10 protein-coding genes are annotated in these 11355 nt (G+C 70.5%); 5 read left to right on the plus strand and 5 right to left on the minus strand.

All coding sequences use genetic code 11. The features are described 5' to 3' along the window. Positions 1-27 precede the first annotated feature (27 nt). Positions 28-1056, plus strand: a complete 1029-nt coding sequence (locus ACYBSK_RS07645) for a 6-phosphofructokinase (protein ID WP_457476107.1) — start codon at positions 28-30, stop codon at positions 1054-1056. A 71-nt stretch (positions 1057-1127) separates the two neighbouring features. After that, positions 1128-2138 carry a 2-hydroxyacid dehydrogenase gene (locus ACYBSK_RS07650; protein WP_457476108.1) on the plus strand — a complete coding sequence of 337 codons (1011 nt, stop codon included), beginning with the start codon at positions 1128-1130 and terminating at the stop codon, positions 2136-2138. On the opposite strand, the gene ACYBSK_RS07655 is transcribed toward ACYBSK_RS07650, so the two are convergent. Continuing rightward, positions 2075-3967 (minus strand): anthranilate synthase family protein, encoded by a 1893-nt coding sequence (locus tag ACYBSK_RS07655; protein ID WP_460245583.1) that lies wholly within the window; start codon positions 3965-3967, stop codon positions 2075-2077. The two genes, ACYBSK_RS07650 and ACYBSK_RS07655, sit on opposite strands and share 64 nt — an antisense overlap. A gap of 300 nt (positions 3968-4267) precedes the next feature. Between ACYBSK_RS07655 and ACYBSK_RS07660 the strand changes: the two genes are divergently transcribed. Together ACYBSK_RS07660 and ACYBSK_RS07665 are read left to right on the plus strand one after the other, a co-directional pair. Beyond that, positions 4268-5620, plus strand: coding sequence for a class II 3-deoxy-7-phosphoheptulonate synthase (locus ACYBSK_RS07660; protein WP_457476110.1), 1353 nt, complete (start codon positions 4268-4270; stop codon positions 5618-5620). Positions 5621-5785: 165 nt separating this feature from the next. After that, a complete protein-coding gene (locus ACYBSK_RS07665; RefSeq protein WP_457476111.1) occupies positions 5786-6040 on the plus strand; it encodes a (2Fe-2S)-binding protein in 255 nt (84 codons plus the stop codon). Here the strand turns inward: ACYBSK_RS07665 and bfr are convergent. Then, a complete protein-coding gene (gene bfr / locus ACYBSK_RS07670; protein ID WP_457476112.1) occupies positions 6037-6516 on the minus strand; it encodes a bacterioferritin in 480 nt (159 codons plus the stop codon). The two genes, ACYBSK_RS07665 and bfr, sit on opposite strands and share 4 nt — an antisense overlap. Positions 6517-6691: 175 nt before the next feature. Between bfr and ACYBSK_RS07675 the strand changes: the two genes are divergently transcribed. Then, the gene (locus ACYBSK_RS07675; protein WP_457476113.1) at positions 6692-7324 is read left to right on the plus strand and encodes a sulfite oxidase-like oxidoreductase; all 633 of its coding nucleotides are present in this window, start codon (positions 6692-6694) and stop codon (positions 7322-7324) included. A 10-nt stretch (positions 7325-7334) separates the two neighbouring features. Here ACYBSK_RS07675 and ACYBSK_RS07680 read toward each other — a convergent pair whose 3' ends face one another. The 3 genes from ACYBSK_RS07680 to ACYBSK_RS07690 all read right to left on the minus strand — a co-directional run bounded on the left by ACYBSK_RS07680 (position 7335) and on the right by ACYBSK_RS07690 (position 11350). Continuing rightward, positions 7335-8186 (minus strand): deoxyribonuclease IV, encoded by an 852-nt coding sequence (locus ACYBSK_RS07680; RefSeq protein WP_460246975.1) that lies wholly within the window; start codon positions 8184-8186, stop codon positions 7335-7337. Positions 8187-8420: 234 nt separating this feature from the next. Continuing rightward, entirely contained in the window at positions 8421-10379 is a 1959-nt protein-coding gene (gene pknB, locus ACYBSK_RS07685) for a Stk1 family PASTA domain-containing Ser/Thr kinase (RefSeq protein WP_457476114.1), read from the minus strand. A gap of 173 nt (positions 10380-10552) precedes the next feature. Beyond that, positions 10553-11350, minus strand: a complete 798-nt coding sequence (locus ACYBSK_RS07690) for a thiazole synthase (RefSeq protein WP_460245584.1) — start codon at positions 11348-11350, stop codon at positions 10553-10555. Between the last annotated feature and the right edge of the window lie 5 nt (positions 11351-11355).

Raw genomic sequence — 11355 nt, forward strand, 5'->3', positions numbered from 1 at the left:
CACTCGCCGTGACAAGGGAGTTACGCCATGAGGGTCGGAGTGCTGACCGGAGGCGGTGACTGCCCCGGACTGAACGCGGTCATCCGGGGCATCGTGCGCAAGGGCGTTCAGGAGTACGACTACGAGTTCGTCGGGTTCCGCGACGGCTGGCGCGGCCCCCTGGAGAACGACGCGGTTCCCCTCGACATCCCGGCGGTGCGCGGCATCCTGCCCCGCGGCGGCACCGTGATCGGCTCCTCCCGCACCAACCCCCTCCAGGCGGAGAACGGGATCCGCCGCGTCAAGGAGAACCTCGCCAAGCAGGAGGTCGAGGCGCTCATCGTGATCGGCGGCGAGGACACCCTCGGTGTCGCGGCCCGGCTCGCGGACGAGTACGGGATCAAGGTCGTCGGCGTACCGAAGACCATCGACAACGACCTCTCGGCCACGGACTACACCTTCGGGTTCGACACCGCCGTCGGCATCGCCACCGAGGCCATCGACCGGCTGCACACCACCGCCGAGTCCCACATGCGGGTCCTCGTCGTCGAGGTCATGGGGCGGCACGCGGGCTGGATCGCGCTGCACTCGGGCCTGGCCGGCGGGGCCAACGTCATCCTCATCCCCGAGCAGCGCTTCGACGTCGACCAGGTCTGCGCCTGGGTCACCTCCCGCTTCCGCGCCTCGTACGCGCCGATCGTGGTCGTCGCCGAGGGGGCGATGCCGCGCGACGGCGACATGGTGCTCAAGGACGAGTCCCTGGACTCCTTCGGGCACGTGCGGCTGTCCGGCGTGGGGGAGTGGCTCGCGAAGCAGATCGAGAAGCGTACGGGGAAGGAGGCGCGGACCACCGTCCTCGGGCACGTCCAGCGGGGCGGTACGCCGTCGGCGTTCGACCGGTGGCTGGCCACTCGTTTTGGGCTGCACGCGATCGAGGCGGTGCGGGACGGGGACTTCGGGAAGATGGTGGCGCTGCGGGGGACGGACATCGTGCGCGTGCCCATCGCTGACGCCACGTCTCGGCTGAAGACGGTGGACCCGGCCCTCTACGAAGAGGTGGGCGTCTTCTTCGGCTGAGGCCGCGGGGCTCTGCCCCGGACCCCGCTCCTCAATCGCCGGAGGGGCTTGATTGGCTTACGCTCACCCTCATGGAGATTCTCGCTTTTGGTGTGCAATCCGACGAAAAGCCCCTGATCGAGAAGGCCTTCGAGGGCCACCACGACGTGCGGTGTCTCGATGTCTTCCTCAATGAGGACACCGCCCCGATCGCCGCCGGCTACGAGATCATCTCCACCAGCGTCAACGCCACCCTGAACAACCGCGTGCTCCAGACCCTCGCGGCCGGCGGCACGCAGATGATCGCCCAGCGCTCCACCGGCTTCAACAACATCGACCTCCAGGTCGCCGAGCGGCTCGGCCTGACCGTGTCCCGCGTGTCGTACTACTCGCCGTACTCGGTCGCCGAGTTCGCCTGGACCCTCGCGATGGCCGTCAACCGCCGCGTCGTGCGCGCCAGCACCCGCACCCGCGACTTCGACTTCCGCCTCGACGGGCTGATGGGCCGCGACATGCGGGGCCGCACCGTCGGCGTGCTCGGCACCGGCAAGATCGGCGAGGCCTTCACCCGGATCGCGCACGGCTTCGGGATGAATCTGCTGGGCTGGGACGTCGCGGAGAACCCGGACTGCGTCGCCCTCGGCATGAAGTACGTCGACAAGGAGCAGCTGTTCGCCGAGGCCGACGTGATCAGCCTGCACGTACCGCTGCTGCCCAGCACCGAGCACATCGTGGACGCCGCCGCGCTGCGCGCCATGAAGGACGACGCGATCCTGATCAACTCCAGCCGCGGCGGCCTCGTCGACACCAAGGCCCTTGTCAGCGAGTTGCGCGAGGGCCGCTTCGCCGGGGTCGGCCTCGACGTGTACGAGGCCGAGGCGGGCCTGTTCTTCCTCGACAAGTCCCTCGACATCGTCGAGGACGACACCCTGGCCCGCCTCGTCACGTTCCCGAACGTCCTGGTCACCTCGCACCAGGCGTACTACACCGTGGACGCCGTCGGACAGATCATCGACACCACGGTGCGCAACGTCCTGGACTACCTGGCGGGCCGCCGCTCCGAGAACGTGCTGGTCCCCGCGGCGGCCCCGGCCAGCAGCTGACCCATCAGCTCCCGGACGATCCCGGTGCCGCGCAGCGACAGCACCGACTCGGGGTGGAACTGCACGCCCGCGAACGAGGGCCCGCGCAGCGCGTGCACCTCGCCCGTCGCCCGGTCCCGGCTGATCTCGACGTCGTGCGCCGCCAGCTCGGTGGCCGCCGCGTCGTCGCAGGACGCCACGTAGCTGTTGTAGAAGCCGACCTTCTCGGTCCGCCCGAACACCTCGACGTCGCTCTGCGCGCCCTGGTACGGCACCTCCTTGCGGACGATGTCCAGGCCCAGCTCCGCCGCGATCAGCTCGTGCCCGAGGCAGACGCCGAGCACGCCGTGCCGGTGGGTGCGGATCACGTCGGCGGTCAGGGAGCGCAGGAAACGCATCTTCGGATCGGTGACGTCGGACGGGTCGCCCGGACCGGGGCCGAGGACGACCGGGCCCGCGTGCGCCAGTACCGCCTCGCGCAGCCCCTCCTCGTCGTAGCGCCGCACCGTCACGTCGAGCCCGGTCGAACGCAGCACGTGCGCCAGCATCGCGGTGAAGGTGTCCTCGCCGTCGACGACGAGCGCGTGCCCGGACAGCTCGCCGGTCGTCTCCTGCATCCGCAGCCAGAACGGCGCGAGCGCCGCGCGCCGCCCGTCGAGCGCGGCGCGCACCCGCGGGTCGTCGGCCAGCGCGGGCCGCGCGCTCTCCTCGCGCGGGCGGGCCGGCCGCACCCCGAGCGCGGCCAGCACACCGGCGGCCTTGGCGTGCGTCTCGGCGACCTCGCTCGCCGGGTCGGAGCCGCGCACGAGCGTCGCGCCGACCGGGACGCGCAGCCGCCCGGAGGCGTCGATGTCGGCGGTGCGGATCAGAATGGGGGAGTCGAGCGTCTGCGCCCCGCCGGCGTCCCGCCCGACGAGCGCCAGCGCGCCCGCGTAGTAGCCGCGGCCGCCGACCTCGTGCCGCTCGATGACCCGGCAGGCGTTCTGCACGGGCGAGCCGGTGACGGTCGCCGCGAACATCGTCTCCTTCAGCACCTCGCGCACGTCGAGCGTCGACCTGCCGCGCAGTTCGTACTCGGTGTGCGCGAGATGCGCCATCTCCTTGAGCCGCGGACCGACCACGACGCCGCCCATGTCGCCGACGGTGCACATCATCTTGAGCTCCTCGTCGACGACCATCGACAGCTCCTCGATCTCCTTGCCGTCGGCGAGGAACGCGAGCAGGTCGTCCGGCGTGGGCCCGGCCGCCGGATAGCGGTACGTGCCGCTGATCGGGTTCATGACGACGGTGCCGCCGGACATCCGCACATGCACCTCGGGACTCGCGCCCACCAGCGTCCGGTCCCCGGTGTGCACGACGAACGTCCAGTACGCGCCCCGCTCCCCGTCGAGCAGCCGCCGGAACAGGGCGAGGGCGTCCGCCCGCGAGAATCCCGCGATCTCACCCTCGTACGTCCTGCGGATCACGAAGTTCGCGCCCTCGCCCCGCCCGATCTCCTCGCGCAGCACCCGGTCGACGATGCCGGCGTACGTGGCGTCGTCGACGTCGAAGCCGCCGTCGCGGACCCGCACGTCGTGCCGCGGCAGCTGTTCCAGGGCCTCGGCGAGGGGGAGTTCAGAGCGCTCCTCCGGGGTGAGCACGGCGAGCGGGGTGCCGTCGTCGCGGACGTCGAAGCCGCGCTCGCGGATCTGCCGGAACGGGACGAGGGCGAGCCCCTCGGGGATGTCGGCGAGCCGTTCGTACTCCGCGACCGGGCCGGTCAGGACCTCGACCGTGTCGTGCTCGCGGCCGGGGGTGCGGCGGCGCAGGAGGGCGAAGGGACGGTCGTCGGAGAGCAGTGCGTCCAGCATCAGCGGGGTTCCTTCCAGTGACTGACAGCAGTCGTCGACTTCGGGGAGTCGTTCGGGAGGAACAGCCGGTGTGTCCGTGAAAACACTGAAGGCCGCCCCTCGGGCGGCCTTCGCGGTTTCAGGTACGCGCAGTCAGTGGGCCGCCGGATGTGCGGTCCACCACCAGGTGCGGTGCAGAAGTTGCGCGAACATGGGCGACACCGTACCCGATGCCGGGCGGGGTGGCTCAGACGTGTCACGTCCGTCTCAAAAGATGAGCGGGGGAATGGACGGTCTCCGTGACCCCGTAGTGTTTACCGGGTGACCGTGAACGCTAAGACCAGCGCGAGCGCTGGCAACACCTGGCGAAACCTGCCCGCGGCGCAGCAGCCCGAGTACCCCGATGCCGAGGCTCTGCGCGATGTGATCGCGGACCTCGAGTCGTATCCGCCGCTCGTCTTCGCAGGCGAGTGCGACCAGCTGCGTAACCGCCTGGCGGCCGTCGCCAAGGGAGAGGCGTTCCTGCTCCAGGGCGGCGACTGCGCGGAGGCCTTCGACGCCGTTTCCGCAGATCACATCCGGAACAAGCTGAAGACCCTGCTCCAGATGGGTGCCGTACTCACGTACGCCGCCTCGGTGCCGGTCGTGAAGGTCGGCCGGATCGCCGGTCAGTACTCCAAGCCGCGCTCCAAGCCGACCGAGACCCGCGACGGCGTCACGCTGCCGACCTACCGCGGCGACTCCGTGAACGGCTTCGAGTTCACCGAGAAGGCCCGGATCCCGGACCCGCAGCGGCTGAAGCAGATGTACCACGCGTCCGCTTCGACGCTGAACCTCGTGCGCGCCTTCACCACGGGCGGCTACGCGGACCTGCGCCAGGTGCACGCCTGGAACCAGGACTTCGTGAAGTCGTCCCCGTCGGGCCAGCGCTACGAGAAGCTCGCCCGCGAGATCGACAACGCGCTGAACTTCATGCGCGCCTGCGGCACCGACCCGGCCGAGTTCCAGACGGTCGAGTTCTACGCCTCCCACGAGGCGCTGCTCCTCGACTACGAGTCGGCGCTGACCCGCGTGGACTCGCGTACGGGCAACCTGTACGACGTCTCGGGCCACATGGTCTGGATCGGCGAGCGCACGCGTCAGCTCGACCACGCGCACGTCGAGTTCGCCTCGAAGATCCGCAACCCCATCGGGATCAAGCTCGGCCCGACGACGACGGCCGAGGACGCGCTCCAGTACATCGAGCGTCTCGACCCCGACCGCGAGCCCGGCCGGCTGACCTTCATCGTCCGCATGGGCGCGGACAAGGTCCGCGACAAGCTGCCCGAGCTGGTGGAGAAGGTCACGGCGTCCGGCGCGCAGGTCGCCTGGATCACCGACCCGATGCACGGCAACACCTACGAGGCGGCCTCCGGCCACAAGACGCGCCGCTTCGACGACGTGCTCGACGAGGTCAAGGGCTTCTTCGAGGTCCACAAGGCGCTCGGCACGCACCCGGGCGGCATCCACGTGGAGCTCACCGGTGACGACGTCACCGAGTGCGTGGGCGGCGGCGACGAGATCTTCGTCGACGATCTGCACCAGCGCTACGAGACGGCCTGCGACCCGCGGCTGAACCGCAGCCAGTCGCTCGACCTGGCGTTCCTGGTGGCGGAGATGTACCGCGACCAGTGAGCCCGGCTCACCGTACGTAACGCCGTGGGGCGCGGATCACAGGATCCGCGCCCCACGGCACTTTTGTGCATCCGGTACGGCGGGTAAGGTTAGGTTAGCCTCACCGATAAATCGGGACGGCGCCACTGATGGATCCCGATTCACGCTTGCCGGGGAGGTGACCGCGTGTACGTCTGCAACTGCTTCGGTGTCACCGAGGCGCAGGTCAAGAAGCACGCGGACGACGGTGCCTGCACGCCGCGGCAGATAGCCTCGGCCTGCAAGGCGGGCACGGACTGCGGTTCGTGCGTCCGTCGCATCCAGGCACTGCTCGGCCGGGGCGCGTGCCCCCGCCCGGCGTCGGCTGACCAGGCCGAGTCGGTCGCGGCCCTCGCGCCGCAGCCGGACGTCCCGGCAGCGGACCTCCCGAACGCGGCCTAACTCTCCGGCTGCTCGATGAGCTGCGCGATGTAGAGCGCCTCACCCAGCTTCTCCACCAGCTCCAGCTGCGTGTCCAGGTAGTCGATGTGGTGCTCCTCGTCCTCGAGGATCGACTCAAAAATGTTCGCGGACGTGATGTCGCCCTTCGCGCGCATCACCTCGATACCCCGCCTCAGCCGGTCGATCGCCTCGACCTCGACCTGGCGGTCCGCCTGGAACATCTCGGTGACCGTCTGGCCGACCCGTACATGGAAGAGCCGCTGGTAATTGGGCAGTCCATCCAGGAACAGGATCCGGTCGGTCAGCACCTCCGCGTGCTTCATCTCGTCGAACGACTCGGAGCGCGTGTACTTCGCGAGCTTCGTCCAACCGAAGTTCTCCTGCATCTTCGCGTGCAGGAAGTACTGGTTGATCGCCGTGAGCTCGGCAGTCAGCTGCTCATTGAGAAACTCGATGACCTCGGGGTCGCCCTGCATCGCAGAGGCTCCTTCCAAGCGGTTACTGGGCAGGTTTCGCGCATCCTTGCACCGGCCAGTGAGTGCGTCCAGTAAGTGCATGCTTAGTAGGAGTTGCCCCAATCGGCGCATGCGCCGGCTCCGGCCGGGGTGGGCGTGGTCACGTCCACTGCTCCTGGTCTGTCAGGATGGAGGCATGGGTCATCCGGTGGGTCGCGAGTCTGAGGGAGCAGTGCAGCCGGAGCTTCCACCCGGGCAGCGCCTTCAGCGCGGCTGGCCCGTCACACACTACGGCCCGGTGCCCAAGTTCCGGCCCGAACGCTGGGAGTTCAGGGTCTTCGGCGCGACCGCCGACGGCGAGAAGCACTGCTGGAACCACGAGGAGTTCTCGGCGCTGCCGTACGGGACCGTCGCCGGTGACCTGCACTGCGTCACGAAGTTCAGCATGCTCGGCGCCGAGTGGGGCGGTGTGCGCGCCACCACGGTCCTGGAGCTGGCCCCGCCGGCCCCCGACGTCACCCATGTGATGGTGTGGGCCGAGTACGGATTCTCGTCCAACCTCCGGCTGGCCGACTTCGCCTCCGAGCGGACCATCTTCGCCACGCACAAGGACGGCGAACTGCTCACCGCGGAGCACGGTTTCCCGCTGCGTCTCGTCGTGCCGCACCTGTACGCCTGGAAGGGCCCGAAGTGGGTGCGCGGCGTGGAGTACATGACGGCGGACCGGCGCGGCTTCTGGGAGGAGCGCGGGTACCACAACGTGGGCGACCCGTGGCGCGAGCAGCGGTACTCGTACCAGGAGGAGCCCGGCGAGGGCCCCGAGCTCTGAAGCGGGTCCTTCAGGGGCGCAGTTCCTTGAGGCGTGCCACGTCCGCCGCGTGCCCCTCCTTGCCGCCGGGCGTCTCGATGACGAGGGGCACGTTCTCGGTCGCGGGGTGGGACATCAGCTCGCGGAACGGGTCCTCGCCGATGTGACCGGAGCCGATGTTCTCGTGCCGGTCCTTGTGGGCGCCGACGACGTCCTTGGAGTCGTTGGCGTGGATCAGCTTGAGGCGGCCCTCGCCGACCGTGTCGACGAGCAGGTCGAGGGTCTGCTTCATGCCGGCCGGGCCCGTGAGGTCGTGGCCCGCCGCGAAGATGTGGCAGGTGTCGAGGCAGACGCCGAGCTTGGGGTGGCGGTCCAGGGCGTCGAAGTACGGGCCGAAGTCCCAGGTGCGCGAGCACAGCGAGGCGCCCTGGCCCGCGGTCGACTCCAGCAGCAGGAACGGGTCGTCGTCGTGGGTCAGCTCGTCGAGCAGCGGCAGCATCCGCTCCCGGACCTGCGCGAGGGCGACCTCGCGCGGGCGCCCGCCGGTCGCGGAACCGGTGTGCACGACGACGCCGAGTGCGCCGATCGCGCGGGCCCGGCGCAGCGAGTGGCGCAGGGAGTCCACGGACTTGTCGACGGTCGCCTCGGTGCGCGAACCGAAGTTGATCAGGTACGGGGCGTGCACGTACGCCGGGATGCCCGCGGCGGCGCACTGCGCGCGGAAGTCCTCGTCCTGCTGGGGGTTTCCGGCCGGAGTGGCCCAGCCGCGGGGATTGGCCACGAAGACCTGCACGGCCTCGGCCTCCAGCTCACGGGCATACCCCAGCCCCACGGAGGCAAGGCCCCCGGCCACGGGCACGTGCCCGCCGATCGGATTACGCATACCGCTGTTCACGGCCCAAGCGTGCCACGCACCCAAGCTCCCACAGCCGCCGGGTACGCCGCCCCCTCCAGCCCTTCCGCCGCCCGGACAGCGTGGACCGGGCCCACATCAGCCCCTCCGTCGTCCGGGAGAGGTGGACCGGGCCCACATCAGCCCCTCCGGCGATTGAGGAGCGGGGTCCGGGGCGGAGCCCCGTGGCCGCAACCCCGGCGCCGGGGACACGCATCCCGCACCTCACCGAATGGTGATCGTGACGGCCGACCCCTTGGGCGCCTCGTCACCGCCCTCCACCGACTGCTCCTTCACGGTGTCCCCGAACAACCCCAGCAACCCCCGGCTCTCCCGCACCTCGAACCCCGCCCCGCTGAGCCGCGCCTTCGCCTCGTCGACCTTCATCCCCGTCACATCGGGGACCTCGACCATCACCGGCCCCTTGGAGATCGTCAGCGTCACCGTCCCGCCCTCGGCGACCTGCTTGCCTTCTTCGGGGGACTGCCGCGCGACATCGCCCTTGTCCTCGTCCGAGTGCACCCGCTCCGTGGCGATCTCGGCCTTCAGCCCCGCCTCCTCCAGCTCGGCGACGGCATCCTGCTCGGACTCGCCCGTGACGTCGGGCACGTCGACGGGCGCCCCCTTGGAGACGACCAGAGCGACGGCGGACCCGCCCTTGCGGGAGGCCCCCGCGCCGGGGTCGGTACTGATCACCGAGCCCTTGGTGACCTCCTCGCTGAACTCCTTGGTGGTCATGCCCGGTTCGAGCCCCCGCTTCTTGAGCTCGCTCTTCGCCGCGTCGAGCGGGGTGCCCTTGAGGTCCGGGACCTTCACGATCTGCGGCCCCTTGGACACGGTCAGGTCCACCGACCCGCCGTTGCGGATCCGCTCGCCCGACTTGGGGCCACTGGCCATGACGGTGCCGCGCTTGTACGTGTCGCTGAACTCGCCGCTGACCTTGCCGGTCTCCAGGCCCGCCGCGTCCAGCCGCTTCTCGGCCTGCGTCCGCGTCTGGTTGAGGACGGACGGGACGTTCGTGAACTGCCCCGAGTTGATGTACCAGACGCCCGTCCCGAGACCGAGGACGAGCAGGACCGCCGCGACGATCGCGACGGTGCGACGCTGCGGGCCGCGCGGCCCGCGCTCCGGCCGGGGACCGGCGCCGGGCGCGGTGGGCGGCATCGGCGGCGGCATCTCCAGCCGGCTGGTGCGGTTGAGCTGCGCCTGCTCCGCGGCGTCCGTGGGCAGCGGCAGCTGCACGGCCGTGCCCAGCGCACGCGGGATCACGCTCGTACGGTCGTCCGCCCCCACGTACGACGCCTCGTGCGCCTGCGGCGGCACCGCGTCCAGCTGCGCGTCGGTGAGCGTCGACCGGGCGTCCCTGGCCTGCGCGAGCAGCGCCACCGCGTCGTACGGGCGGACCTGAGGGGTGCGCGCCGTCGCCGACGCGACCAGTTCGTCGAGCTCGAAGGGGAGCCCGGGGACCTGCGCGGAGGGCGGGGGCACGTCCTCGTGGAGGTGCTTGTAGAGGATCTGGGCCGGGGACTCGCCCGCGTGCGGCTTGCTCCCGGTGAGCATCTCGTAGAGCACGACCCCGCACGCGTAGACGTCCACGCTCGGTGTCGCCGTACCGTTCTCGATCTGCTCGGGGGCCAGGTACGAGACCGTGCCGAGGACCGCACCCGTGGTGTTCGTGACCGTGTCCACCGCGCGGACCAGGCCGAAGTCCGCCACCTTGACCCGGCCGTCGTCCCCTATCAGGACGTTCTCCGGCTTCATGTCGCGGTGCACGAAGCCCGCGCGGTGGGCGGCGCCGAGGGCGGCGAGGACCGGCTCCAGGATGTCGAGGGCCGCGCGCGGCTGGAGCGCGCCCCGGTCGCGCAGCACGTCACGCAGCGTGCAGCCGGCGACGTACTCCATCGCCAGGTACACGTACGCGCCGTCGGTGCCCTGGTCGAAGACGCCGACCACGTTGGGATGCGAGAGGCGGGCCACGGACTTGGCCTCGCGGATGAAACGGTCCACGAACGAGGCGTCCGCGGCCAGCGACGGATGCATCACCTTGAGCGCGAGCACGCGGTCGAGGCGGGTGTCCACGGCCCGGTAGACCGTGGCCATCCCACCGACCGCGATGCGTGCGTCGATGCGGTACCGGCCGTCGAGCACGTGCCCGAGCAGCGGGTCCTGAAGCGTCGTGTCCACGCAGGTGAGTCTACGAGGAGTGACTGACAGCGAGTTCCGGTGCGGCGAGGTCGCAGCCGTACTGCAGCAGAGCTGTGACGCCCTCAAGCCTCGCCGGCGGTCTCCCTCAAGCCTCGCCGGCGATTGAGGCGCGGGGTCCGGGGCGGAGCCCCGCAACCGTCACCGGGCGCGGCTCACCGGAACGCGGGCCGCTCCGGATCCAGGCGGGCCCGCCCCTGCGTGGGCGAGGACGCCTCCGCGAAATGCCGCTTGGGGATGCGCCCGGCGCGGTGCGCGAGCCGCCCCGCCTCCACCGCGTGCCGCATCCCCTCCGCCATCAGCACCGGCTCCTGCGCGCGGGTCACCGCCGAGGCGAGCATCACACCCGCGCAGCCGAGTTCCATGGCGAGCGTCACATCGGAGGCCGTGCCCGCGCCCGCGTCCAGGATCACCGGCACGCGCGCGTGCTCGGTGATCAGCTGGAAGTTGTGCGGGTTGCGGATGCCGAGCCCGGAACCGATGGGGGAGCCGAGCGGCATGATCGCCGCACAGCCCACGTCCTCCAGCTTGCGTGCCAGGACCGGGTCGTCGTTCGTGTACGGCAGGACGGTGAAACCGTCGTCCACCAGGGTCTCCGCCGCGTCGAGCAGCTCGATGGGATCGGGCAGCAGGGTGCGCTCGTCGGCGATCACCTCCAGCTTCACGAGGTCCGTACCGAGCGCCTCGCGCGCGAGGCGGGCCGTCAGGACGGCCTCTCCCGCGGTGAAGCAGCCGGCCGTGTTCGGCAGCACACGGATGTTCAGCTTCTCCAGGACGGTGAGCACCGAGCCGTGCACGCTCGCGTCCACGCGGCGCATCGCCACCGTGGTCAGTTCGGTGCCGGAGGCCACCAGGGCGCGCTCCAGCACGTCGAGGCTCGGCGCCCCTCCCGTGCCCATGATCAGGCGGGAGGAGTACGCGTCGCCCCCGAGGACGAAAGTGTCGTCGGCCATGGCGG

The sequence above is a fragment of the Streptomyces sp. BYX5S genome, assembly GCF_054724165.1.

What these genes read in the sequence shown, in the direction of transcription:
- ACYBSK_RS07645 (WP_457476107.1), top strand. Translation starts at nt 28, where the DNA reads ATGAGGGTCGGAGTGCTGACCGGAGGCGGTGACTGCCCCGGACTGAAC.
- ACYBSK_RS07650 (WP_457476108.1), top strand. Translation starts at nt 1,128, where the DNA reads ATGGAGATTCTCGCTTTTGGTGTGCAATCCGACGAAAAGCCCCTGATC.
- ACYBSK_RS07655 (WP_460245583.1), bottom strand. Translation starts at nt 3,967, where the DNA reads ATGCTGGACGCACTGCTCTCCGACGACCGTCCCTTCGCCCTCCTGCGC.
- bfr (WP_457476112.1), bottom strand. Translation starts at nt 6,516, where the DNA reads ATGCAGGGCGACCCCGAGGTCATCGAGTTTCTCAATGAGCAGCTGACT.
- ACYBSK_RS07675 (WP_457476113.1), top strand. Translation starts at nt 6,692, where the DNA reads ATGGGTCATCCGGTGGGTCGCGAGTCTGAGGGAGCAGTGCAGCCGGAG.
- ACYBSK_RS07680 (WP_460246975.1), bottom strand. Translation starts at nt 8,186, where the DNA reads ATGCGTAATCCGATCGGCGGGCACGTGCCCGTGGCCGGGGGCCTTGCC.
- ACYBSK_RS07690 (WP_460245584.1), bottom strand. Translation starts at nt 11,350, where the DNA reads ATGGCCGACGACACTTTCGTCCTCGGGGGCGACGCGTACTCCTCCCGC.